We start from the raw sequence: 23,071 nt of genomic DNA on the forward strand, positions 1-23,071 counted from the left end.
AAGTCCACGACCGGTCAGCGCGCGACCGTCAGCGCGCGACCGTCAGTGTCTGCGCTCCCGCCTGTCAGGGCCGTTCGGACACGAGCCGGTACCCCATGCCCCGTACCGTCGCGAAGCGCTCGGCTCCGAGCTTGTTGCGCAGGTAGCGCACGTAGACGTCGACGACGTTGGACCCCGGGTCGAAGTCGTAGCCCCAGACGCGTGAGAGCAGCTGTTCGCGACTGAGTACCTGCCCGGGATTTCTCATGAAGGCCTCCGCCAGGGCGAATTCGCGGGCCGAGAGGTCCACCTCGCGGCCGTCGATGAGCGCGCGACGTGCCCGGAGGTCCAGCTGCAGGCCGTTGTGGGCGAGCACGGAGGTCTCGCCGGCTCCGGTATCCTGCCGGAGCCGCAGCCGCACCCGCGCGAGGAGCTCCTCGAACCGGAACGGTTTGGTCATGTAGTCGTCGGCTCCACCCTCGAGTCCGGCAACGGTGTCATCCGTGGTGTTGCGGGCGGAGAGGATGATCACCGGGGTGTCGTTGCGGGCGTCACGCAGTCGCCTGAGCACCGTGAAGCCGTCCTGGTCGGGCAGCCCGAGGTCGAGGATGATCAGGTCGAAGTCCCCGCTCTGCGCGAGGTGGTACCCGTCGCGCCCGGTGGCGGCGATCGACGGCGCGTAGCCCGCCGAGCGGAGGCCCTTGGCGACGAAGGCGCTGATGCGCTCCTCGTCCTCGATGATCAGGATCTGGGTCACGAATTCTCTCTCGGTGCGGGGGTCGGCACTGGCGTTTGTGTTCTGAATGGCGTGGTGGCACGCCGCGTGATGGACGGTCGTGCAGGAGGGCCGTCCGTGGACGCCCCGGTGCGTCCGTCCACCGGGAGCGAGAGCGTGAAGGTGGACCCACGGCCGGGGGCGGAGAGCAGGGTGACCTGCCCGCCGTGGGCCACCGCGATGGCTTCCACGATCGCGAGACCCAGACCCGATCCCTCGGCCCGCTTGCCGTCGGCGCCGCGCTCGAAGCGCCCGAAGATCCTCTGCTGGTCGGCCGGGCTGATGCCGACGCCCTCGTCGCGGACCCAGAGGCTGACCCCGTGGTCCTCGAGCCTGCTTCCGACCGCGATGGTGGACCCCTCGGCCGAGAACTTGACCGCGTTGGCCGCGAGTTGGAGGAGCGCCTGGGTGACGCGTCGAGGGTCGAGCTCCGCGGTGGTGTCCGCACGGGAGTCGACGATCCAGCGGCGCGGCGCGAGACCGCGGGCCTTGTCGATCACGTCGTCGGTGAGCCGTCCGACGTCGGTCGGTTCGGCCCTGACGAAGTCGGGACGCGTGCTCCCGGCGAGTGTCACCAGGTCATCGACGAGGAAGCGCATGCGTTCGAGCTCGTCGAGCGCCACGGCCCGGACGGCCTCGACGTCCTCGGGGTCGCGGGAGTCCTGGAGCTCCAGGTGTCCCTGGATGATCGTGATCGGTGTCCGGAGTTCGTGGCCCACGTCGTCGAGCAGTTGACGCTGTGATCCGAAGGACGTCTCGAGGCGCTCCAGCATGGCGTTGAAGGTACGGGTGAGGTCGGAGAGGTCGTCGTTACCGGTGACGAGGATGCGGCGTGAGAGGTCGGTGTCCCCGATCTTCCGCGCCGTGTCCCGCAACCGCCGCACCGGGTGCAGCAGGTTGCCCATGAGCAGCCAGCCGACCGCCGCGATGAGCACGAGCGTCGCGAGGCTGATGAGCGCGAACGTCGTGAAGGTGCGGTCGAGTTGGGCGTGCTCGGCGTCGGAGTCGAAGGCGAGGACGAACATGGTCGGTGCGGTGTCCGCGCTGAGCTGCACGGGCACCACGATGGCCCGGTAGGTGGTCCCGGCGGTGTCGATGCTCGTGATGCGTACGTCGTCGTCGATCCGGGCGGCGGAGGCGAGGTCGATCAGCTCGGGGTCCTCCTCGAGACGGAGCGGCACGGTCTCGTTCGCCAGCAGCACGGCCTCGCCGTCACGCACGCCCATCATGCCCTCGTTGGGTGCGGGCAGGGTCCGCTGCATCACGAGGTACACGAGCGTTTCCGCGGAGACGAAGTCGCCCCGCGTCTCCGGGTCGATCCCCGTGGCGAGCAGGTTCTCGAACTCGCCGAAGCTGCGTGCCAGGGAGTCGTTCATGCCCGCGTTGAGGGCCGCGCGCTGGAGGCTGTACGCCGTGGTCCCGGCGACCAGCAGGCCGAGCGCCGAGAGTGCCAGCAGGGCGCTCAGGACCCGGGAGCGGACGGACCAGCGGCGGCTCGCCCGCCCGAAGATGCGGCCGAGACGGATGAACGGTCCCGGCATGCCCCGATCGTCCTGATCCGCATCGGCGGACGCTGCGGGCACGTCGGACGCTCGGACCGGCCTTTCCTTCCGAGGTGCGGCCGGAGGGGGCGCGGCAGGTGCCGGCGGTATGCGGACGGCTCCGGGATCGGACATTCCAGAGGGAGCCGGAGCCGGGGAGACGGTGCCGTCGGGCAGGGGCAGCACGGGGAGCGGTTGGGTCTGGTCAGCCATCATCGCCGTCATCTCCGCCGCCGTCATCTCCGCCGCCGTCATCTCCGCCGTCGTCATCCCCGTCGTCGTCCCCCGGGCCGATGACCGGCGGAGGCGCGGGAACGACGGCGGGGCCCGGGGCGGGTGCTGCGGGTGCGGGCACCGCGGGCGCGGGCGCGGGGGGAGCCGGCACCGGGGGCGCCGGAGCAGGCGGGGCGGGTACGGGCGCGGGGATGGTCGCCGCAGGAGCCGGAGGCGCGGCGGGAGCGGGGGACGGCTCCGATGGGGACGGCGGCACCTCCGACCCGGTCGGTGACGCCTGCGGTGACGGTTGCGGCGTCGCGTCGCCGGTGACGACGACGGCCGGGCCCAGCGGCTGGTCGTCCGGGGAACCGAGGAAGGCGGCCAGCGTCAGCGCCGTGGTGGCCAGGAGCGCGGTGATGACCGCGCTCAGTAGCCAGAGACGACTCGCCGAGGATCGCATGCGACCAGTATCACGGCGCCGGATGAGATGAAGATGAGAAGAGCGCCCGTCACGCCCCGGTACCGTCGACCGCCGTCGTCATGCGGAGTCCCGGTGTGCCGTCGTGATCGACCGTCTCAAGGCGGACGGAGACGGCGAGACCCGCGAGCGAGGTCAGGTGCGTGCCACCGCACGGGATCTGCGCCTCCTCGCCGGGCAGATCGCACACCCAGCGCCGTCGATCCGTCAGGCCCGGTCCGTCCGTGTCGATCCGGATGGCAGCGCCCGTCGACGTCCATGCGGAGAGGTGCGCGTTCGTCTGCTCCTCGAGGGCGGGCAGCGCGGCCTCGAGCCCTTCGACGTCGAAGCCCTTGCGGCGCAGGGACTTGCCGAGGCGGTACAGGTCCACGGATCCGAAGTCGCCGATGGCGGTCGTGTCGATCGCGAGGGCGTCGAAGTTCGGGGCACCGAGGGCGTCCGCCGTCACGTCCTTCTTCCACCGCCCGGCCATCGCCCGGTTGAGGGCGAGCGAGGCCAGGTGGCACCCGGTGTGCCCGGCGGAGATCGCGGCGCGATGGGCGGCATCCACCTCCGTGACGACGTCGTCCCCCTCCTCGGGGCCCTCTGTCCCGGGCTCAAGGAGGTGCGCGACGACGAAGGCCCACCCCTCGGTGCCCTTGCGCACGGGTGACTCGGCGCCGAGGTGCAGGGTGGATCCGTCGGTGTCGCCCACCACGCAGTCGATGACGGGCCACGCGCCCGACGTCGACCTCAGGACGCCGCGGTCCGCTCCCTGGTCCGGCCAGCTGTGATCCACGGGGTGGAATGGCGTGGTGTCGAGCAGGACCACCCTCCTCCCGTCCGGGCGCACCTCGGTGTGCAGCACACGGGCGGCACCGGTGACGGCGCCCGCCGGATAGGTGACGCGGGTGTCGGTGGACGGAAGGGTCATGATGCTCCTCGATGCTGATCGCGTGGGAAAACGGCTGGGCGTACTGGAGAGCTATCGGGACGGGTAGGGCGGGTCCGGCGCCGCCGTCAGGTGTCTGTCGGAGAGTGCGTGAGGCGCTCCAGGAGGGGCTCCGTCCGGTAGGGGATGTGCTCGTGCAGGGCCAGGACGGTCTCGGTGCGGATGACGCCCTTGAGGCGCAGGATCGAGCGGAGGGCCGCCTGCAGGTTGTGGGTGTCGGTGGCCGCGACGCGGCACCAGACGTCGCCGCGCCCGGAGATCTCGTGCACCTCCAGCACCTGGGTCAGGGTGCGGAGCCCGGCGATCACCGCGTCGAGCTCGCGGTGGGACACCTCGATCGTCACGAAGGCCACGACGTCGTACCCGAGGGCCTCGAGATCCAGCTCGCGTCCGTTCGTCCGCAGCGTGCCGGCTCGGAGCAACCGGCGGATGCGCGTCTGCGCGGTGTTCCGTGCCACACCGAGGAGCTCGCTGAGATCGCTCACCTGCGCCCGCGGATCGCGCACGAGCTCGAGCAGGAGGCGGAGGTCGAGGTGGTCAAGCTTGCTCACATCGCTCACTTCCGGTCAGCGGGTCACATTCCTGTTGCGCACCGTGCTCACATCCGTCAGCTGGAACACTGCAGAAGGATCAAGGACCTTCATCCTATAGAGGGTGCGTATCGCGCGCACCGCTTCCGAGCGCGCATGGAGGTCCAGAGCGGTATGAGCGTCATCAACGAGCTGCGCATGCGGCCTACGACGGCGGAGCCCGGCGTCTGGGACGCATCCCTCGCCGTCCGGCTCGCGCTCGCGGTCACGGTCATCTCCACGCTCCTCATCGGCGCGAACCTCGCCACTCCTCTCTATCCACTCATCCAGGCGGACCTCGGCCTGTCGTCCTTCGCCGTCACCGTCGCCTTCTCCTCCTACGTCATCGCTCTCATCGGCGGGCTCGTCCTCGCCGGGCATTGGTCGGACCACATCGGCCGACGCGCGGCCCTGGTCCTCGCCGTCGTGCTCGGACTCGCCGGAGCCGGACTCTTCGCCGCGGCCACGTCGCTGCCCATGCTCACGGCGGGCCGTGCGCTGCAGGGTGCAGCGGTCGCGCTCGCCACCGGCGCCAGCGCGGCTGCACTTCGAGACCTCCTGCCGAGCCGCCCCGACTGGGCGTCCAGGTTCACACTCATGGCCTCCGCGGGCGGTGTAGCGGCGGGCCCGGTGATCGGCGGCCTGCTGTCCCTCCTTCCCTCACCCACGCGGACGCCCTTCCTCGTGTACCTCGTGGTGCTGGCGTCGCTGCTCGTCCCGCTCGTGCTGCTCCGTGCCCGGCCCGCCATCAGCGCGGCGGCTGCGGATCGCCCGCTCGCGGCCCTGCGTCCCCGCCGCCCGGCGGTGTCCCCGGGAGCGCGGCGCGCGTTCTGGACGGCGTCGGCGGTCGGCTTCCTCAGCTTCTCCGTGTTCGGGTTCACGCTCAGCCTCGCTCCCACGTGGTTCGCGGGCATCGCGGGGACCACGTCGCGTCCGCTGATCGGGCTGCTCGCGGCGCTCGTCCTCGGCTCGTCCGCCGTCAGTCAGCTGCTCTCACTCCGTGGACGCCTCGTGGTGCCGCTCGGCCTCGCGGGAATGGCCACCGGCGTGGCCCTCCTCCCGGTCGCGCAGGGGACGGGCAGCCTGCCGCTGCTCGTCGGCGCCTGCGTCCTCGCGGGCCTGGGCCAGGGCATGGCGTTCCGGGTGGTGTTCAACGAGGTGTCCACGAGGGTGGACCCGGCCCTGCACGCGCAGACCGTGAGCGCCGTGTACGTGATCACGTACCTGGGCAGCGCCGTGCCGGTACTGGGACTCGGTGCGGCCGCGGGCGTCTGGGGGCTCACCCCCGCGGTCACCGTCTTCGCCGTCGTCGTCGCCGCAGTCTGCGGTGTGCTGGCCGTCGGGTCCTCGGTGGTCCGGCTGCGTTCCGGGCTGCAGCGCTGACGCGCTCCACGGCCCCGACCGTCCCACGAGTCCTGACCGTCCCGAGCGGGGCCGTGGCACGGACAGTACCGGTCCGTAGGCTGGAGCCATGTCGACGCCCTCATCACCTCCAGCCCCGGCACCGCATCCTGACGTCGCCTCCGGACAGCACCCGGGTGCCGTGGTGACCGAGGTGATGGCCGATGACCTCGTCGTCGGTCTGGACATCGGCGGGTCCAAGACGCACGGTGCCCTGTGGCGGGCCGGGACGCTGGTCGCGGAGGCGAGGGCGGGCAGCGCCAACGTGCAGAACGTGACGCGCGATGACGCGGCGGCGAACCTCGCCGTGCTGTTCCGCGCGTTGCTGGCGGACGGCGGCGCGGAGGTGCTCCGGGTGGTCGCCGGGTCCGGCGGGGTGGACACCGCGGAGGACGCCGACCGGCTCCGCGCCCTCATCGCGCCGCTCGCGCCGAACGCGGCGATCGACGTCGTGCACGACACCCGACTCATCCTCGCCGCCGGTGGCGCCCGCACGGGGACCGCGGTCATCGCCGGCACAGGGTCCGTCGCCTGGGGAGTCGCGCCGGACGGTCGCGAAGCCCGCTCGGGCGGGTGGGGATACCTTCTCGGTGACGAGGGCAGCGGGTACTGGATCGCCCGCGAAGCGGTGCGCCGCGCGCTGCACCGGCACGACGTCGGGCTGGTCCCCGATGGGCTCGACACCGCAGTCCTGACGCGGAACGGCGTGGACACGCCCACGGAACTGATCGGCCTCTTCCACTCCGCCGAGGCGTCGAGCCGCACGTACTGGGCCGCGCAGTCGAGCCTCGTGTTCGACGCCGCGAGCGCCGGCTCGGAGGACGCCGCGCGCATCGTCGACCGGGCGGCCGCGGACCTCACCCAGCTGATCCTCGACGTCGCCGGCGTGATCGGGCGACCCGGTCCGGTGGTGCTCGGGGGAGGGCTCGCCATGCATCAGCCCGCCCTGCAGCAGCGGCTCGAGGTGAGGCTGACGGCGGAGGGGATCACCGACGTCGTGGTCCTCGACCGCGACCCCGTGATGGGCGTGCCGTTCCTCCTGACGCACCTCTGACTGACCTCTGACGGACCTATGACGGACTCCTGATGCGCCACCGCGCCGGGCTGGGCTGCCCGGCGGATCCGCAGGCCGCCCCGGTGCGTCTTGCCTGAGCGGGAGTGGTGGTTAGACTCAGAGCTTCGACAGCTTGAACTGACCGTTGCGCACTCCGCGTCACGGGATCCCAGACGGCAAGCCGGCCCGCGTCAGCGCGGTCCGCGGGCACAACCCGGCCGAGATGACCTGCAAGGAAAGGCGCTGCTGCCATGACACCTCCCGAGCAGGTATCCGGTACCGAGCCCATGATCGTCTTCCGGAACGTCACCAAGACGTACGACGCCGGACGCCCCGCCGTGGATGACCTCTCCATCGACATCGACCGCGGCAGCATCACCGTGTTCGTCGGTCCGTCGGGCTGCGGCAAGACCACATCCCTGCGCATGATCAACCGCATGGTGGAGCCCACCTCGGGGCAGATCCTCCTCGACGGCCAGGACGTCTCGCAGCAGAAGGCCGCTGAGCTGCGGCGGTCCATGGGCTACGTGATGCAGTCCTCCGGTCTGATGCCGCACCGCTCGGTCCTCGACAACATCGCCACGGTGCCGCGGCTCAACGGCGTGGGCAAGGCGGAGGCACGGAAGCGGGCGCAGGAGCTGCTCGACGTCGTCGGCCTCGCCTCCGAATTCGGGCGCCGGTACCCGGCGCAGCTCTCCGGCGGCCAGCAGCAGCGCGTCGGGGTGGCGCGTGCGCTCGCCGCGGACCCGCCCGTGCTGCTCATGGACGAGCCGTTCAGCGCCGTGGACCCCGTGGTGCGCGCCGAACTCCAGGACGAACTGCTCCGGCTGCAGCGCGATCTCGCCAAGACGATCGTCTTCGTGACGCACGACATCGACGAGGCCACCATCCTCGGCGACAAGGTGGCGGTCTTCGCGGTGGGTGGCCGGCTCGCACAATTCGCGGCGCCCGAGGAGATCCTCCGCGCCCCGGTCGACGACTTCGTGGCCGGTTTCGTGGGCCGTGACCGTGGATTCCGGCACCTGTCCTTCCAGGAGGGCGACCGCCTGACCATCCACCCCGTGGAGACCATCGACGCGCACCTCCTCGCGGACCCGACCGTCTCGGTGCGCTCGCCGTGGGCCCTGCTCGTCGACGACCACGGACGGCCGCACGGCTGGGTACCGGAGGCCACGCGCGAGAGCATCCACCGGCAGGCGGACGCCGTGCCGGGCGGATCGCTCTACAGGCGCGGGGACACGCTGCGACGTGCGCTGGACGCCGCGCTGTCCTCGCCCTCCGGTCTCGGCGTGACGGTGGACGACGACGGCCGTGCCGTCGGCGTCGTCCGCGCGGCGGAGATCTTCGAGCTCATCGAGGCGGCCCGGCTGGACCGCGGGCGCGCCGATCACAACACGGCGGTGTAGCCGTGGACTGGATCCAGGGGATGGTCGACTACGTGCCGGCCAATGCGACCCTGCTGCGTGAGCTGACAGATAACCATCTCCTCCAGTCGATCCTGCCGCTGGTGTTCGGCGTGATCATCGCCGTGCCCCTCGCGCAGATCGCCCGGCGCAACCGGACCGCGGGCGCCGTCCTCCTGACGGCGTCGTCGCTGCTCTACACGATCCCGTCCCTGGCGATGTTCGTGTTCCTCCCGATCGTCCTCGGCACCAGCATTCTCAGCATGGTGAACGTCGTCGTCGCGCTGACCATCTACGCCGTGGCCCTGCTCATGCGCTCCACCGTGGACGCCCTGAACTCGATCGATGACGGCGTGCGGCAGGCCGCGGTCGCCATGGGCTTCACGCCGCTGCGGCGCTTCCTCACCGTCGACCTTCCGCTGTCGGTGCCCGTCCTCATCGCCGGCGTCCGGGTCATCTCGGTCACCAACATCTCGATGGTCAGCGTGGGCGCCCTGATCGGCGTGCCGAGCCTCGGGAGGCTGTTCACGGACGGCCTGACGCGGAACTACCCGGAGCAGATCGCCGTCGGGATCCTGGCCACGCTGCTGCTCGCCCTCGTGCTCGACCTCGTGCTCGTCCTCCTCGAACGGGTGCTCACGCCGTGGACGCGGGCGACGTCCTCGCGCACCCCCGCCCCGGCGCTCGCGCTCGAGGCGCGTCACGCAGGAGCGGCTGCCTGATGGACTACTCGAGTTCCAACCTCTTCGTGCAGATGGGCGAATGGCTGTCCGACCCCGTGAACTGGAGCGGCGCGCGCGGCATCCCGATGCGCGTGCTGGAACACCTCGGGTACGTGGGGCTGACGCTGCTCATCGCGTGTGCCATCGCCGTGCCGCTCGGCATATTCGTCGGGCACACGGGCAGGGGGCGTGTCCTCGTGGTCTCGGGGATCGGCATCCTCCGGGCGCTCCCGACGCTCGGCATGGTGTTCCTCTTCGCGCTGCTCTTCTCACGCGGCATCATGCCGTCGGTGTGGGCCCTGGTGCTGCTCGCCGTCCCGCCCGTGCTCAGCGGTGTCTACGCCGGCATCTCCTCGGTGAACCGCACGGTGGTGGACGCCGCGCGCAGCATGGGGCTCACCGAATGGCAGGTGCTGTTCCGCGTGGAGGTGCCCAACGGTCTGCAGGTGATGATCGGTGGAGTGCGGGCCGGGGTCCTGCAGGTCGTCGCGACCGCGACCGTCGTCGCCTACGCGAAAGCGGACGGGCTGGGCGTGTTCCTCGTCGAGGGCACGCAGATCAACGACAACGGCCGGCTGTTCGGCGGCGCCGTCGTCATCGCGGTGCTCGCCATCGCCGTCGACGGGCTCATGGCCCTCGTCCAAAGGTTCGCGATCTCACCGGGTCTCAGGGTCGCGCGCCCGGTGCAGGGATCGCTCAGAGGATCTGGCCGGCAAGAGGCCGTCGCCAGTGCACAAGGAGGAACAACATGAAGAACCTGTCACACTCGCGCGCTTCCTCGAGCCGGCGCGCCATGATGGGACTGGCCGGCGGCCTGACGGCCATGCTGGCGTTGACTGCCTGCGGTGCGAACAGCGACCCCCAGGGTGAGCCGGCGAGCGCGGAGCCCGAGGGGTCCGTCGTCGTCGGTTCAGCTGACTTCCCCGAGAGCCAGATCATTGCCGAGATCTACGCGGGCGCGCTGAACGCCGCCGGCATCGAGGCCACCACGCGACCGAACATCGGGTCCCGTGAGATCTATTACCAGGCCATGGTGGACGGCTCCATCAACGTCATCCCCGAGTACAGCGGCAACCTGCTGCTCCTCGCGGACCCGGCGGCCACCGCGGCGTCCGCCGAGGACATCATGGCGGCCCTCCCGGACGCTCTCGAGACGAAGTCGCCGGGAGCGAACCTCGGCGTCCTGGATCCCAGCGAGGCGGAGGACAAGGACGCACTCGTGGTCACGGCCGCCACCGCGGAGGAGTACGGACTGGAGTCCATCGCCGACCTCGCGGAGGTGTGCGGCGAGATCACCCTCGGCGCGCCGAGCACGTTCCAGGAGCGTGCGTACGGTCTGCCGGGGCTCGAGGAGAAGTACGGCTGCGTGCCGGGCAACTTCGAGGCCCTGAACGACGGCGGCGGTGAGCTCACGCTCCAGGCCCTGCTTAACGACGAGGTCCAGGTGGCGGACATCTACACCACGACGCCGTCCATCGAGGACAACGACCTCGTGGTGCTGGAGGACCCGGAGAACAACTTCATCGCCCAGCAGGTCCTGCCGCTCATCAACACGGAGACCGTCAGCGAGGAGGCGCAGAACGTCCTCAACGAGGTGTCGGCGCAGCTGACCACCGAGGATCTCCTCTCCCTGAACCGCGAAGTCAGTGGCGACGAGAAGCGCATGCCGGCCGATGCCGCGGCCGACTGGCTCGCTGAAAAGGGTCTGGCGGGCTGATCCTCACCTGATCCTCACCTGCTCCGAATCCGAGGGAGGCCCGACGTCCGGGCCTCCCTCGGGTGCGTCCGGGGCTCCGGGCGTCCCTCGCCCTCGCCGCGCGGGTGTCCGACCCTGCGGTCCGGTGACCGGCATCGCCTTCCGGGGCACTGCGCCCTCGCTGTGGCATCCTGTTCCAATGGTCACGTACAAGCAGTCGGACAAGCTCCGCAATGTCCTCTACGACATCAGGGGCCCGCTGCTGGAACATGCCATGGTCATGGAGGCGCAGGGCCACCGGATCCTCAAGCTCAACATCGGCAATCCGGCGCCCTTCGGCTTCGAGGCACCGGACGCCATCCTCGTGGACATGATCCGCAACCTGCCGAAGGCCCAGGGCTACAGCGACTCCCGCGGTATCTTCTCGGCGCGCACCGCCGTCGTTCAGTACTACCAGGGCCGCGGTATCAACTCGATCGACGTGGACGACGTCTACCTCGGCAACGGGGTCAGCGAACTCATCACTCTGTCCATGCAGGCCCTGCTCAACGCGGGCGACGAGGTACTCATCCCCACCCCGGACTACCCGCTCTGGACGGCGTCCGTCGCGCTCGCCAGCGGCACGCCGGTGCACTACCTGTGCGACGAGGACAACCACTGGTGGCCCGATCTCGAGGACATGGCGTCGAAGATCACGCCGAACACCAAGGGGATCGTCCTCATCAACCCGAACAACCCCACGGGCGCCGTCTACCCGAAGCCGGTCCTCGAGGGCATCGTCCGGCTGGCGCGGCAGCACGGGCTCATCCTCTTTGCCGACGAGATCTACGAGAAGATCCTCTACGACGACGCCGTCCACATCAACGCGGCCTCCGTCGCCGGCGACGACGTCCTCTGCCTCACGTTCAGCGGCCTGTCGAAGGCCTACCGCATCGCCGGTTTCCGCAGCGGCTGGATGGCGATCTCCGGGCCCAAGCGCGACGCCGCGAACTACATCGAGGGCATCAACCTGCTCGCGAACATGCGCCTCTGCGCGAACGTGCCGGCACAGCACGCCATCCAGACGGCGCTCGGGGGCTACCAGAGCATCAACGACCTCATCCTGCCCGGCGGGCGTCTCAAGCAGCAGCGCGACAAGGCCGCGCAGCTGCTCAACGCCATCCCCGGGGTCAGCTGCGAGGTCGCGCAAGGCGCGCTCTACCTGTTCCCCAAGCTCGACCCCGAGGTGTATCCGATCAAGGACGACGAGAAGTTCGCCCTCGACCTCCTCAAGCAGCAGAAGATCCTGATCTCCCACGGCACCGCGTTCAACTGGGTCAATCCGGACCACTTCCGCATGGTCACCCTCCCGAGCGTCGAGGTCATCGAGGACGCGATCGGGCGCCTCGCCGACTTCCTATCGACCTACAAGCCCTGAGCAGCGCACCACTTCCGAGGAGTCCCATGGTCCCGCCCACCGTCGACGTCGCCGAACTGCACCGCCTGCTCCTCGCCGGCCCGGACTTCTCGCTCGCCGGCGTGGACCCACGCTCCACGCCGGGGTTCGACGGCGGCAAGAAGGAGGGCGCAGCCGCTCTCGCCGCCGGCGCGGATGCTCTGTCCCTCCTGCAGGAGAAGCTCTTCGCCGAGAGCCGTGCCGGGAGCGGGATCGCGGTGCTCCTGGTCCTGCAGGGCATGGACACGTCGGGCAAGGGCGGGATCGTCCGCCACGTCGTCGGGCTGGTCGACCCGCAGGGCGTGAAGCACCATGCCTTCAAGGCGCCGACCCCCGCCGAGCAGCAGCACACATTCCTCTGGCGCATCAAGCGCCAACTGCCGGGTCCGGGCATCATCGGCGTGTTCGACCGCTCGCACTACGAGGACGTGCTGATCCACCGCGTGCGCGGTCTGTCGCCGGCTGCCGAGGTCGAGGACCGGTACCCGGCCATCCGCGCGTTCGAGTCCGGGCTCGCGGCGGCGGGGACCCGCGTGCTGAAGGTGATGCTCCACATCAGCAAGGACGAGCAGAAGTCACGGCTGGCGGAGCGGCTTGAGCGCAAGGACAAGTACTGGAAGTACAACCCGGGTGACATCGACGAGCGTGAGCACTGGGTCGCCTACCAGGAGGCCTACCAGCTCGCCGTCGAGCGCACGAGCACGGAGGCCGCCCCGTGGTACGTGGTTCCCGCTGACCGCAAGTGGTACGCGCGGCTGGCCGTCCAGCACCTGCTCACCAGGACCCTCGAGGACATGCAGCTGAGCTGGCCGCGGGCGACCTTCGACGTCGAGGTCGAGAAGCAGCGGCTCGCCGCCAGCTGAGGCCGCAGACCGACGATGCGGACAGTGTCTGTCCGCGTCGCTTCCTCGTCTTGAGACCCGACCATCACCGGAGGCCCTCATGGACTGGAAGATCGAACTCATCGGCGTACCCGTCAGCGATGTGGACCGCTCCATCGCCTTCTACCGCGACCGGGCGGGCTTCGTCCTCGACGTGGACATCCGCGTCAGCGAGAGTGTCCGGTTCGTGCAGCTGACGCCGCCCGGCTCGGCCTGCTCCATCGCCCTCGGAGAGGGCATCAGCGACATGGTTCCGGGCTCGCTGCGCGGTATCCAAGTGGTCGTGGCCGACGTTGCGCGAGCTCGCACCGACCTCGTGGAGCGTGGGGTGCAGGCGTCGGAGATCGATGAGCAGCCATGGGGGAGATTCGTCTACTTCGCGGACCCGGACGACAACGCGTGGGCCCTGCAGGAACTACCTCCCCGGGGTGCGGAGCCGTCCTGATGCCTCGGGGCGGCTCGCCGTCCGACTCAGGCGGTCTCGGGGAGACTCGCGCAGATTCAAGCAGATTCAAGCAGATTCACGCAGATTCAAGCAGACTCACGCAGATTCAAGGAGTCTCACGCAGTCGCGCCAGGATCATGGCTTGCGGGTGTCGCTCGGAGGGTCGTGGTGCGCGCACGAGACTCGCCTCGACGAGGAAGTCGGCGTCCACCAGCATCTGCTGCACCGCGCCGGGAGCGTGCAGCACGGCCGTCAGCGCGACGTCGTGACCGTACGCGCTGCTGATGCGACGCTCGCCCTCGCCCGACTGGAAGCCCAGGAGGAGGAACCCGCCGGTCCGCAGGACCCGCCGGAACTCGAGCACCACAGCTCGGAGGTCCAACGACGGCGTGTGGATGATCGAGTACCACGCGAGGACGCCGTCCACGGATGCGTCCTCGGCGGGCAGTTCCGCGAGATCACCGACCCGGAACGGCAGGTCCGGGTGGAGAGCTTTCGCCACGTCGAGCATGCCGCTCGAGCCGTCCACTCCGGCGTACTCCAACCCGTGTTCCACCAGGAGACTTGCCAGCCGGCCGGTACCGCAGCCGACATCGACGACCCGAGGCTCGCCCGTGCCCTTGCCCGTGCCCGTGCCGCTGCCCGTGCCGCTGCCCGTGCCGCAGCCCGTGCCGGCAACGCGGGCGGCGAACTCCTCGAGCATCGCCCGGTCCAGCGACGCCTCGAACCTCGCGTCCGGGAGCACCCGTGCATAGTCGACGGCGACGACGTCGTAGGCCGCTGCGGTGGAAGACCTCGCCCGAGCCTGAGCCTGGGCTTCCGCCGTCGCCTCCGCCGCGTCCACCTCTCCTACTGGCTCTCGGCCTTGTCGCGCGCTGCGGCGAGCCTCGCCTTCGCGCCCTCGAGCCATGCTTCGCACCGGTCGGCGAGCGCTTCGCCACGCTCCCACAGGGCCAGTGACTCCTCGAGGCTCACGCCGCCGGCTTCGAGCCGGGAGACGACGGCCACGAGTTCCTCGCGGGCCTGCTCGTAGGAGAGGGTGCCGACATCCGCCTGCGCCGACTGCTGGTGATCCGTCATGCTGTGTCCTCGTCCTCTTGGTGGCTCTGTGCCGAGCCGATTCGGTTGCGTGTGATCGCGCTGAAGTGGCCGCCCGCGACGCGGATGCGCAGGGCGTCGCCGTCATCGAGCTCGGCGGGTTCCCGGACCACGTGCCCGTCGGCCAGCTGCACCACCGCGTAGCCGCGGTCGAGCGTCTTCTGGGGGGAGAGGGACCTGACCCGCTCGCGCAGGTGGTGCACCGCGTCGGCCTCACGCGTCACGGCCGTGCTCGTACTCCGGAGGGAGCGGGAGCGCAGCCGCTCGATGTCCGCCTCACGCACGTCAACCATGCCTTCGGGCTTCGCGAGGGAGGGCCGGGAGCGAAGCGTGGCGAGGCTGTCTGCCTCGCGATGCACGAGGGTCCGGATGGACCGTTCGAGCGCACTCCTCGCCTGGGCGATGCGTCCGAGTTCCTCCGTCACGTCGGGGACCACACGCTTCGCGGCGTCGGTCGGTGTCGAGGCGCGCACATCGGCGACCTCGTCGAGCAGCGGGCGGTCCGCCTCGTGGCCGATCGCACTCACCACGGGCGTCCGTGCGGCGGCGACCGCCCGGACGAGGGACTCGTCGCTGAACGGCAGGAGATCCTCCAGTGCCCCTCCGCCGCGCGCGATGATAATGACGTCCACGTGGGGGTCGGCGTCGAGGGCCGCGAGGGCGGCAATCACCTGCGCGACGCTGCTCACACCCTGGACGGCGACCTCGCGCACGTCGAATTCGACCGCGGGCCACCGGAGGGCCGCGTTGCGCGTCACGTCCTTCATGGCGTCCGACTCCCGACCGGTGATCAGCCCGATCCGGTGAGGGAGGAGCGGCAGGCGCTTCTTCCGGGTCGACGCGAACAGTCCCTCCGCCGCCAGTGCCTGCCGCAACCGCTCGATCCTCGCGAGCAGGTCGCCGATGCCGACGGGTCGGATGTCGATGGTCTGCATGGACAGGCGGCCCGTCTTGACCCAGAAGTCCGGCTTCAGCCTGGCGACCACGCGTGACCCGCGCTCCAGCGGGGAGGAGACCCGGTCCATCACGCTGCCGTAGACCGACAGGGAGAGCGACACCTCGGAGTCGACGTCACGCAGGGTGATGTAGCACATGCTCCCGCGCCGATTGAGCTCGATGACCTGCCCCTCGACCCACGCGGCGGGCGCTCGCTCGATGTGCGCCTTCAGTTTCTCGGACAGCAGATGCAGCGGCCAGGGAGCGTCCGGTGAGGTCTCCGCGGCCGTCGGGGGGATGGTGGACGGAGGCGTTGATCCGCCGGCGTCGTCCACGGCGCCCGTCCGCGTCGCCTCACTCGTCATTGCTCGTCCTGTCCTCCATCGGCCCGCACCGGTCGACGACCTTTGCTCGTCCTTAACGTCTACCACCCCCGGCCCCCAGAGCTCCGCTGCGCCCGGCGGTATGTGCGCAGTGACATCGAGCGCCTCCTACTCGGAGCCGCTGCCCACCGCCGTCCCACGCGTGCCCGACCGTGCAGAACGGGCATAATCGGGAGCTGTAGCTCCCAGCGAAGGACCCCATGCGCACCCTCCTCTCAGCCGTCGTGGCGCTCGTCGCCCTCCTCCTGGCCGCCGGGGGACTCGCTGCCGCCTGGGTGGACGAGAACCTCGTCGAGCAGTCCGGTTTCGTGGCTCTGGCCGCTCCTCTGGCCGACGATCAGGCCTTCCAGAACACCCTTGCGGACGCTCTGGCAGGGGAGGTCACGGCCACCATCGGTCTCCCCGAGCAGCTGAACTCGGTCGTCGAACCGCTCGTGCGCGATGCCGCCGGAACCGTCAGCGGATCCTCCGGCTACGAGGCGGCGTGGGCCGAGACGCTGCGACTCTCGCACGCCTTCACCTTCGCGCAGGCGCCCGGTCCGACGGAGACGGCCCCCGCGGTCCTCAGCCTCGATCTGGGTCCCGTGATCGATCTGCTGACCGGGGACCTCGCAGGAACGCTGGGCATCGACGTGCCGCTGCCCGAGGACACCATCATCGACATCGGCTCCGTCCAGCGCGGAGGTCTGCTGAGTGGCCTCGCCGACGCGGTCCAGCCCTGGCAGCTCTACCTCGCAGCGGCCGGCGTCGTCGCTCTGCTCGCACTCGTCATCGCCCGACGGCGCGGCACCACGTTAGCGCTCCTGGGACTCGGTCTCGCCGCGATCGGCGTCGTCGGAGCGCTCGGCGGGACCTGGCTGCCCGGCGTGGTCGCCGGCACTCCCGGCACGGGTGCGCTCGCGGACGTCTTTCTCGGGGGCCTGACAGGTCGGGCCGCCGTCAGCATCGCAGCGTCCAGCACACCGGTGATCGTCGGGGGACTGCTCGCGGTGGTGCTCGGCGTCGTCCTGCAGCTCACGTTCGGCCGACGGCGCCGGGGTCAGCCCTGAGCGGAGCGCTCGGCTCGGCGACCGACCCGCGCAGGGCGACCACGTAGAATCGGGGCATGACCAGTACCGCCGTTCAGGTCCCCATGCCCACCATCCCGCGCCGGCGTCGTTCCCCCGAGGACGTCCTCGCCGCCGCGCCCGTGAGCGGGCAGAAGAAGGTACTGCTCGCGGCTCCGCGTGGGTATTGTGCCGGTGTGGACCGCGCCGTGATCGCCGTGGAGAAGGCTCTCGAGCACTACGGTCCGCCGGTCTACGTGCGGAAGCAGATCGTGCACAACCTGCACGTGGTCTCGACGCTCGAGGCCAAGGGCGCCATCTTCGTGGACGAGACGGACGAGGTTCCCGAGGGCGCTCTCGTCGTGTTCTCGGCGCACGGGGTGTCACCGGCCGTCGTGCAGTCGGCGGCGGACCGCGGACTCCGGACCATCGACGCCACCTGCCCGCTCGTGACGAAGGTGCACAAGGAAGCGCAGCGCTTCGCGCGCGACGACTTCGACATCCTCCTCATCGGGCACGAAGGCCACGAGGAAGTGGAGGGCACCGCAGGTGAGGCGCCGGACCACATCCAGATCGTCAACGGGCCCGAGGACGTCGACAAGGTGCAGGTGCGGGATCCGGAACGCCTGATCTGGCTGTCGCAGACCACGCTCAGCGTGGACGAGACGATGCTGACCGTGAACCTGCTCAAGGAACGGTTCCCCACCCTGCAGGATCCGCCCAGCGACGACATCTGCTACGCCACGTCGAACCGCCAGGCGGCCATCAAGAAGATCGCCCCGCAGTGCGACCTCGTGATCGTGGTCGGGTCGTCGAACTCGTCGAACTCGATCCGTCTCGTCGAGGTGGCGCTCGAATACGGCGCCAAGGCTTCGTACCGGGTCGATTACGCCAACGAGGTGGACGAGTCCTGGTTCGAAGGGGTCACCTCGGTGGGGGTCTCCTCCGGGGCATCGGTTCCGGAGAACCTGGTGCAGGACGTCCTCCGTCTGCTCGCCGAATACGGCTACGCGGACGTGGAGGAGGTCGTGACGGCGGAGGAGGACATCATCTTCTCCCTCCCCAAGGAGATCCGCGCGGCACTCAAGGCGATGGGGGATCCCTCCCAGGGCCGCGGCGGTCGGGGTCAGCGGCAGGACCGCTCCTCCCTGAACTGACGCACCGACGTTGGACTGACGTACGTCCGTCAGTTCCGGAGAAAGACAGCCGCCGCACGCCGGCTCAGGACGTCCCGGCTCACGTCCGTTCGCGCCCGCTGAATTTGTTTCCCGTCAGCTCAGGTAGGGAGCGCCCAGGCAGGTTGCTCGTCAGCCGTCCGTTCCGTCGAGGAGCTCGTGCGCTGTCAACGGTCGCGGTGTCGCCTCGATGACCGTCGCGCTTCCCGCAGGCCCGGTCGTCGAGCCGGCGCGCTGGGCGCGGGCCGTTCCCAGGAGACTGACATCCGCGTGCTGCCCCGCAGGGGTAGCAACTGCCCCGTCTCCCGGCGCCTCGGCCGCGGCGTCGACCACCTCGAGTGACGCCGAGTCGAACGCGCCGATCCTTCGGGCGGTGGGGAGAACGCGCGACTCGAGCGCACCGATGAACGCGTTGTACCGCTCGACCGACGTGGTCAGCGACGCGCCGAGCCGTGTGACATGGCCGCCCATCGTGCCGAGGCGCTCGTAGAGCTGCTTGGAGAGTTCGAACAGCTCCCGGGCGTTGTCCGTCAGGACCGCCTGCCGCCAGCTGAACGCCGCGCCCTTGAGGATGCCCAGTAGCGAGACCGGCGAGGCGAGCGCGACGTTCCGGCCGAACGCGTAGTCGAGCAGCTCCGGATCCGCCCGCAGTGCCTCGGAGAGCACGGACTCGACGGGGATGAAGCAGATGACCAGTTCGGGGGAGTTGGCCACCCCTTCCCAGTACTTCTTCCGGGCGAGCGCGTCGACATGGGCGCGCACGGCCTTCGCATGCTGACGCAGCAGCTCCGCGCGCCGCGCGTCGGTGTCCGCGGGCGAGGAGGCGGCGCCGTCGTCGGCGGTCTCGGGGTGCTCCTGGGCAGCGAGGAACGCGCTCAGCGGCACCTTCGCATCGATCACGAGCTGTTTGTCCCCGGGCAGCCGGACCACCATGTCGGGCCGGGCGGTCGCGCCGTCGCTGCCGGTGACCGAGGCCTGCTCCAGGAAGTCGACGCGCGAGAGCATCCCCGCTGCCTCGACGACGCGCCTCAGCTGCACCTCACCCCACTGGCCCCTGGCACTGGTGCTGCGGAGGGCGCCGGCGAGCGACTGCGTCGTAGACAGCAGGCGCGCGTCGGCCTCGCGCGCCTCCTCGAGCTGCCGGGCGAGCTCTCCGTACTGCTCGACGCGATCGCGCTCGAGGAGTCCCACCTGTCGCTGCACCTGGGTCAGCTTCTCGGCGACGGGCGCCAGCGCGCGCAGCACGTCCTGGTCCGCCGACGTCCTGCCGGTCAATTCGCGGTTGTGCTGCTGCAGCAGGTCCCGCTGCGCGGCGGCAGCGGCGAGCTCCGTCGTGGTGCGCCCGAGGCGCTCGGCGACGTCGTCGAGCTCGATCCGCAGGCCGTCGTCGCGCGAGCGGAGCGTTCGCAGCGTGAGGAACGCCCCGAGCGCACACCCGACGAGGAGGGCGAGGAGAACCAGGAGAACGGTGATTGTGCTCATGCCCACACTGTCGCAGTACGCTCCGACATTCAGCGGTCAGGACACAGGCGAGCGCCGGGGCACAGGCCGGTAGACTCGACTCCTGTGGCTCTTACTATCGGCATCGTCGGACTGCCCAACGTCGGCAAATCAACCCTCTTCAACGCGCTGACGCGCAACAACGTGCTGGCTGCGAACTACCCGTTCGCGACCATCGAGCCGAATGTCGGTGTGGTGAGTCTGCCCGACTCGCGTCTCCAGAGTCTGGCCGAGGTGTTCGGATCGAAGCAGACCCTGCCGGCCACCGTGTCCTTCGTCGACATCGCAGGCATCGTCAAGGGCGCGTCCGAGGGTGAGGGCCTCGGCAACCAATTCCTCGCCAACATCCGCGAGGCCGAGGCGATCGCCCAAGTCATCCGCGTGTTCGACGACCCCGACGTCATCCACGTCGACGGCAAGGTTGACCCCCGCTCCGACATGGAGACCATCAACACCGAACTGATCCTCGCCGACCTCCAGACGCTCGAGAAGGCGATCCCGCGCGTCGAGAAGGAAGTCAAGATCAAGAAGCGCGAGGCCGCGCAACTCGCCGCCATGCAGGCGGCGCAGACCGTCCTCGAGCGCGGTGACACCATCTTCGCCTCCGTGACGAGCGACAAGCTCGAGATGGAGCACCTCCGCGAACTCAGCCTGCTCACCGCCAAACCGTTCATCTACGTCTTCAACGTCGACGACGCCGTGCTCGGCAGCCCGGAGCGCCAGGCGGAACTACGGGAGCTCGTCGCGCCCGCCGACGCCATCTTCCTCGACGCCAAGCTCGAGGCCGACCTCGTGGAGCTCGATGAGGCCGAGGCACGCGAGATGCTCGAGATGAACGGCCAGGAGGAATCCGGCCTCGACCAGCTCGCACGCGTGGGCTTCCACACCCTCGGCCTGCAGACCTACCTGACGGCGGGCCCGAAGGAGAGCCGCGCCTGGACGATCAAGAAGGGTGCGACGGCGCCCGAGGCCGCAGGCGTCATCCACTCGGACTTCCAGCGCGGCTTCATCAAGGCGGAGGTGGTCTCGTTCGAGGACCTCATCAGCGCCGGGTCGATGAGCGAGGCGAAGTCCCGTGGCAAGGTGCGCATCGAGGGCAAGGAATACGTGATGTCCGACGGCGACGTGGTGGAGTTCCGCTTCAACGTCTAGTTCAGCGCGTGCTTCCCGGGTTCCGGCAGCGTCCGACCAGTACCGAGGCGCGGGATGGTCATGATCGCGCTCGTGTGGTCTATCGTCGCTCCAAATGCCCTGGACAGTCTGTAGAGCCTGCGTGCTCGGTCGTGTACATGACCATGCGGTGTTCCGGCGAGCAGACTAGAAAGAGGTTGTGTGCGGGAGCAGAGTCTCTCTAGCTACTTTGCTCCGACCTTGACTCGGATGCTGAGAGACAAAAGTCGTCATTCATCTTGATTACCAGTGCCACCGTCAGTCGTAGTGCGGTGATGTAGGTGTTGAAGTGCGCGTTCTCCCCGTCCGCGTTGGCTTGCGATCCGTGAAGGTACTTGTTTCGCAATTGGGGCCCGTTGCTGAAATCTAACCCGTTGAGAAAGTAGTTGAAGTACTGTCCTTCGGCATTGGTCAGCAACGAGGAGCCGCGCGTCACCCAGCCCTTTGCCTCCATGGCGTGCACCTCCGTGCGTCCGGTGGGGGAGAGATGGTAGTAACTGGCTGCTTGAGTGGTGAACAGAGCGTGGAGGATGAGGAATTGCTCGACATTCACAAACTGGACCCGCGTTCCAGTGTCCTTAAGAACGCCTCGTTCGATCAGGTAGTCGATCCTTGTTCTTTGGTAGTCCTCGAAGTCACCGTAAGCAACCCAGTTGTCCAAGAGGAGCCTCGCCGCGTTGTCCGCCGTGCGGTTCTCATTGATGTAGTTCAGCGCCGCTTGGTCGGAGAAAAGAAGATTCATGATGCCAGTAATCTCCGAGCCTTCGGACGGATAGACGTACTTTCCCTCAAGGAGGCTCGGGATTTCCTTGTATCGGACCTGATCTGACCCCATGGCAAGCAGGTCACGGTCGAGTTCACCATCCTCGGCGAACAGGGTGAACTGGTTTGCGGCGCTTTCCATCTCGGCGAAGAGGTGCCTTACCTTTTGTAGGTATGACGTGCCTCTGTCTGTGGGGGTGAATGAGAAGTTCTTTGCTCCAAACTCGTCAACGAGGTACTCCTCGAAAAACCAGGAGATAATGTGCTCTAGGTCGATGTCTTTCGACTCTAAGAAGTCCAGGTACAGACGGGTCTGGAGAAGGGTGCTCACGTCAATGGCTCGAAACGCCGCGCCGACCTTGTACTCCGTCCTTCCTACGGTTCCCATGAGCTGTTCCATCACGCCCATATTTGCGGGATAGGACGGAAGCGTCAGCAACGATTGACGGTCAGCGAAGTCGAACAGGTGCTGGAAGTTGTTGAGGATACTTGGGGCATCCAGTGTTTCTTCCAGCCACCGGCTGCTGTATGTCTGTCGGGAGACCAACCCCTCTGCGGACTCACCCATCTCCAGAACCACAGGTTCACGCTGGGTTTCCGAGATGCCCACCTCCCAGCCGGTTCTGAATCCCCTGTTCTCGGCAAAGAAAATAGTATTCAGCGCATCTTCACGCCGCTTTGCCCGCAGTTTGAGCTTGGTGTCAATTCCCGCCCGTGGGTTCTCCTTTGCGGTTGCAATAAGCCCGACGTAGTTTAGGTGCGGGTTCCCACTGTCGATGTAGGATTCCATTAGCCCTCGAGCGTCGGCCGACGTGAAGCTCGGTGGAAGATGTATGTCTCGTCGCACCTCCTTCTCCTGCAGATATTTCTGGATCAGGTGCTCAGCGTTTCCAGGCGTCTCAAGCAATCTGGTGCGTATCTCGGCGTCATAGGCCTGCACAAGTCTCCTGCTTGAGAGCAATTCAGCCAGACGTACGTCTGTTGCATCGAGCGCGGGGAGAACCGTCTCGCTGTCGCAGCGTTCGAAGACTCCGTATCGGCCTAGCAGGTCCAATAGATTTCCGTGAGATTCGTGGCCGACACCATCCACCACGGCTGGGAAGTTTGTATTGTCGATCGCCGTGAAGAACCGGGCTACGGTGCTACGGATTTGGGGGATCCGTGCCCTAGCCTGTTCGCGCTGCTCCTCGTTGTAATCCTTAGGAAGGAGGCCATGTTCCAGGTACTGCTGGACGTGGTGTAGTTCGATGATGTCCAGGGTCTGTGTCGGGACGTTGGCGGGGTCAAATTGGTGAACGAGTTCGGCTACGCGCGGGACGTACCAACCAGCTGCCATGTCATTCACACCGTAGAACCGAACTCGTCGCATGGCCTCGTCTTCATCGCTCACTTACTAATGTCACTCCATCTCGCCATCTCGCGCTGTCTGAATATCGTCATTATGGCGCACCGGCGCGGGAGGTTTGGCCTACGCA

At 68.6% G+C, this 23,071-nt stretch carries 22 protein-coding genes; 12 read left to right on the forward strand and 10 right to left on the reverse strand.

Annotated elements, in window-relative coordinates; all coding sequences use genetic code 11:
* Positions 1-64: 64 nt before the first annotated feature.
* The 5 genes from AC4D12_RS04000 to AC4D12_RS04020 all read right to left on the reverse strand — a co-directional run bounded on the left by AC4D12_RS04000 (position 65) and on the right by AC4D12_RS04020 (position 4,471).
* Complete coding sequence (locus AC4D12_RS04000; protein ID WP_490948604.1) at positions 65-736, reverse strand: response regulator transcription factor; 672 nt, start codon at positions 734-736, stop codon at positions 65-67.
* Complete coding sequence (locus tag AC4D12_RS04005; RefSeq protein ID WP_490948605.1) at positions 733-2,295, reverse strand: sensor histidine kinase; 1,563 nt, start codon at positions 2,293-2,295, stop codon at positions 733-735. The genes AC4D12_RS04000 and AC4D12_RS04005 overlap by 4 nt, the downstream gene beginning before the upstream one ends.
* Before the next feature lie 205 nt (positions 2,296-2,500).
* Positions 2,501-2,971, reverse strand: coding sequence for a hypothetical protein (locus AC4D12_RS04010; protein ID WP_490948606.1), 471 nt, complete (start codon positions 2,969-2,971; stop codon positions 2,501-2,503).
* A gap of 49 nt (positions 2,972-3,020) precedes the next feature.
* Positions 3,021-3,902, reverse strand: coding sequence for an alanyl-tRNA editing protein (locus AC4D12_RS04015; protein ID WP_490948607.1), 882 nt, complete (start codon positions 3,900-3,902; stop codon positions 3,021-3,023).
* Between the two features lie 86 nt (positions 3,903-3,988).
* Positions 3,989-4,471 carry an Lrp/AsnC family transcriptional regulator gene (locus AC4D12_RS04020; protein ID WP_490948608.1) on the reverse strand — a complete coding sequence of 161 codons (483 nt, stop codon included), beginning with the start codon at positions 4,469-4,471 and terminating at the stop codon, positions 3,989-3,991.
* A 153-nt stretch (positions 4,472-4,624) separates the two neighbouring features.
* Here AC4D12_RS04020 and AC4D12_RS04025 point away from each other — a divergent pair, with 153 nt between their 5' ends.
* The 9 genes from AC4D12_RS04025 to AC4D12_RS04065 all read left to right on the forward strand — a co-directional run bounded on the left by AC4D12_RS04025 (position 4,625) and on the right by AC4D12_RS04065 (position 13,526).
* The gene (locus AC4D12_RS04025; protein WP_490948609.1) at positions 4,625-5,872 is read left to right on the forward strand and encodes an MFS transporter; all 1,248 of its coding nucleotides are present in this window, start codon (positions 4,625-4,627) and stop codon (positions 5,870-5,872) included.
* 88 nt (positions 5,873-5,960) lie between these two features.
* Positions 5,961-6,944: an N-acetylglucosamine kinase gene (locus AC4D12_RS04030; RefSeq protein WP_490948610.1), complete on the forward strand. Its 984-nt coding sequence runs from the start codon at positions 5,961-5,963 to the stop codon at positions 6,942-6,944.
* 287 nt (positions 6,945-7,231) lie between these two features.
* On the forward strand, positions 7,232-8,350 hold the full coding sequence (locus AC4D12_RS04035; protein WP_490948776.1) for an ABC transporter ATP-binding protein: 1,119 nt from the start codon (positions 7,232-7,234) through the stop codon (positions 8,348-8,350).
* Between the two features lie 2 nt (positions 8,351-8,352).
* Positions 8,353-9,069 carry an ABC transporter permease gene (locus AC4D12_RS04040; RefSeq protein ID WP_490948611.1) on the forward strand — a complete coding sequence of 239 codons (717 nt, stop codon included), beginning with the start codon at positions 8,353-8,355 and terminating at the stop codon, positions 9,067-9,069.
* Positions 9,069-9,821, forward strand: a complete 753-nt coding sequence (locus AC4D12_RS04045) for an ABC transporter permease (RefSeq protein ID WP_490948612.1) — start codon at positions 9,069-9,071, stop codon at positions 9,819-9,821. The genes AC4D12_RS04040 and AC4D12_RS04045 overlap by 1 nt, the downstream gene beginning before the upstream one ends.
* Complete coding sequence (locus AC4D12_RS04050) at positions 9,818-10,786, forward strand: ABC transporter substrate-binding protein (protein ID WP_490948613.1); 969 nt, start codon at positions 9,818-9,820, stop codon at positions 10,784-10,786. Before AC4D12_RS04045 ends, AC4D12_RS04050 begins: the two co-directional genes overlap by 4 nt.
* Positions 10,787-10,964: 178 nt before the next feature.
* Positions 10,965-12,182 carry a pyridoxal phosphate-dependent aminotransferase gene (locus tag AC4D12_RS04055; protein WP_490948614.1) on the forward strand — a complete coding sequence of 406 codons (1,218 nt, stop codon included), beginning with the start codon at positions 10,965-10,967 and terminating at the stop codon, positions 12,180-12,182.
* Positions 12,183-12,208: 26 nt separating this feature from the next.
* Entirely contained in the window at positions 12,209-13,063 is an 855-nt protein-coding gene (locus tag AC4D12_RS04060; protein WP_490948615.1) for a PPK2 family polyphosphate kinase, read from the forward strand.
* A 79-nt stretch (positions 13,064-13,142) separates the two neighbouring features.
* Positions 13,143-13,526 (forward strand): VOC family protein, encoded by a 384-nt coding sequence (locus AC4D12_RS04065; RefSeq protein ID WP_490948616.1) that lies wholly within the window; start codon positions 13,143-13,145, stop codon positions 13,524-13,526.
* A gap of 106 nt (positions 13,527-13,632) precedes the next feature.
* On the opposite strand, the gene AC4D12_RS04070 is transcribed toward AC4D12_RS04065, so the two are convergent.
* The 3 genes from AC4D12_RS04070 to xseA are packed head-to-tail and all read right to left on the reverse strand — an operon-like array spanning position 13,633 to position 15,925.
* Positions 13,633-14,370 (reverse strand): class I SAM-dependent DNA methyltransferase, encoded by a 738-nt coding sequence (locus AC4D12_RS04070; RefSeq protein WP_490948617.1) that lies wholly within the window; start codon positions 14,368-14,370, stop codon positions 13,633-13,635.
* A gap of 5 nt (positions 14,371-14,375) precedes the next feature.
* Positions 14,376-14,606 (reverse strand): exodeoxyribonuclease VII small subunit, encoded by a 231-nt coding sequence (locus tag AC4D12_RS04075; protein WP_490948618.1) that lies wholly within the window; start codon positions 14,604-14,606, stop codon positions 14,376-14,378.
* Complete coding sequence (gene xseA, locus AC4D12_RS04080) at positions 14,603-15,925, reverse strand: exodeoxyribonuclease VII large subunit (protein ID WP_490948619.1); 1,323 nt, start codon at positions 15,923-15,925, stop codon at positions 14,603-14,605. Before xseA ends, AC4D12_RS04075 begins: the two co-directional genes overlap by 4 nt.
* Before the next feature lie 218 nt (positions 15,926-16,143).
* Between xseA and AC4D12_RS04085 the strand changes: the two genes are divergently transcribed.
* Together AC4D12_RS04085 and AC4D12_RS04090 are read left to right on the forward strand one after the other, a co-directional pair.
* Positions 16,144-16,992: a hypothetical protein gene (locus tag AC4D12_RS04085; RefSeq protein WP_490948620.1), complete on the forward strand. Its 849-nt coding sequence runs from the start codon at positions 16,144-16,146 to the stop codon at positions 16,990-16,992.
* 56 nt (positions 16,993-17,048) lie between these two features.
* Entirely contained in the window at positions 17,049-18,146 is a 1,098-nt protein-coding gene (locus AC4D12_RS04090) for a 4-hydroxy-3-methylbut-2-enyl diphosphate reductase (RefSeq protein ID WP_490948621.1), read from the forward strand.
* 150 nt (positions 18,147-18,296) lie between these two features.
* Here the strand turns inward: AC4D12_RS04090 and AC4D12_RS04095 are convergent, their stop codons facing one another.
* Entirely contained in the window at positions 18,297-19,646 is a 1,350-nt protein-coding gene (locus tag AC4D12_RS04095) for a DNA recombination protein RmuC (protein WP_490948622.1), read from the reverse strand.
* 84 nt (positions 19,647-19,730) lie between these two features.
* On the opposite strand from AC4D12_RS04095, the gene ychF reads away from it, so the two are divergent.
* The gene (ychF, locus tag AC4D12_RS04100; protein ID WP_490948623.1) at positions 19,731-20,816 is read left to right on the forward strand and encodes a redox-regulated ATPase YchF; all 1,086 of its coding nucleotides are present in this window, start codon (positions 19,731-19,733) and stop codon (positions 20,814-20,816) included.
* A gap of 199 nt (positions 20,817-21,015) precedes the next feature.
* Here ychF and AC4D12_RS04105 read toward each other — a convergent pair whose 3' ends face one another.
* On the reverse strand, positions 21,016-22,986 hold the full coding sequence (locus tag AC4D12_RS04105; protein ID WP_490948624.1) for a hypothetical protein: 1,971 nt from the start codon (positions 22,984-22,986) through the stop codon (positions 21,016-21,018).
* Between the last annotated feature and the right edge of the window lie 85 nt (positions 22,987-23,071).

It is taken from the genome of Arthrobacter sp. TJ-266 (assembly GCF_058269115.1).

What these genes read in the sequence shown, in the direction of transcription:
- xseA (WP_490948619.1), bottom strand. Translation starts at nt 15,925, where the DNA reads ATGACGAGTGAGGCGACGCGGACGGGCGCCGTGGACGACGCCGGCGGA.
- AC4D12_RS04010 (WP_490948606.1), bottom strand. Translation starts at nt 2,971, where the DNA reads ATGCGATCCTCGGCGAGTCGTCTCTGGCTACTGAGCGCGGTCATCACC.
- AC4D12_RS04030 (WP_490948610.1), top strand. Translation starts at nt 5,961, where the DNA reads ATGTCGACGCCCTCATCACCTCCAGCCCCGGCACCGCATCCTGACGTC.
- AC4D12_RS04015 (WP_490948607.1), bottom strand. Translation starts at nt 3,902, where the DNA reads ATGACCCTTCCGTCCACCGACACCCGCGTCACCTATCCGGCGGGCGCC.
- AC4D12_RS04035 (WP_490948776.1), top strand. Translation starts at nt 7,232, where the DNA reads ATGATCGTCTTCCGGAACGTCACCAAGACGTACGACGCCGGACGCCCC.
- AC4D12_RS04085 (WP_490948620.1), top strand. Translation starts at nt 16,144, where the DNA reads ATGCGCACCCTCCTCTCAGCCGTCGTGGCGCTCGTCGCCCTCCTCCTG.
- AC4D12_RS04095 (WP_490948622.1), bottom strand. Translation starts at nt 19,646, where the DNA reads ATGAGCACAATCACCGTTCTCCTGGTTCTCCTCGCCCTCCTCGTCGGG.
- AC4D12_RS04045 (WP_490948612.1), top strand. Translation starts at nt 9,069, where the DNA reads ATGGACTACTCGAGTTCCAACCTCTTCGTGCAGATGGGCGAATGGCTG.
- AC4D12_RS04025 (WP_490948609.1), top strand. Translation starts at nt 4,625, where the DNA reads ATGAGCGTCATCAACGAGCTGCGCATGCGGCCTACGACGGCGGAGCCC.
- AC4D12_RS04090 (WP_490948621.1), top strand. Translation starts at nt 17,049, where the DNA reads ATGACCAGTACCGCCGTTCAGGTCCCCATGCCCACCATCCCGCGCCGG.
- AC4D12_RS04050 (WP_490948613.1), top strand. Translation starts at nt 9,818, where the DNA reads ATGAAGAACCTGTCACACTCGCGCGCTTCCTCGAGCCGGCGCGCCATG.
- AC4D12_RS04065 (WP_490948616.1), top strand. Translation starts at nt 13,143, where the DNA reads ATGGACTGGAAGATCGAACTCATCGGCGTACCCGTCAGCGATGTGGAC.
- AC4D12_RS04075 (WP_490948618.1), bottom strand. Translation starts at nt 14,606, where the DNA reads ATGACGGATCACCAGCAGTCGGCGCAGGCGGATGTCGGCACCCTCTCC.
- AC4D12_RS04055 (WP_490948614.1), top strand. Translation starts at nt 10,965, where the DNA reads ATGGTCACGTACAAGCAGTCGGACAAGCTCCGCAATGTCCTCTACGAC.
- AC4D12_RS04005 (WP_490948605.1), bottom strand. Translation starts at nt 2,295, where the DNA reads ATGCCGGGACCGTTCATCCGTCTCGGCCGCATCTTCGGGCGGGCGAGC.
- AC4D12_RS04060 (WP_490948615.1), top strand. Translation starts at nt 12,209, where the DNA reads ATGGTCCCGCCCACCGTCGACGTCGCCGAACTGCACCGCCTGCTCCTC.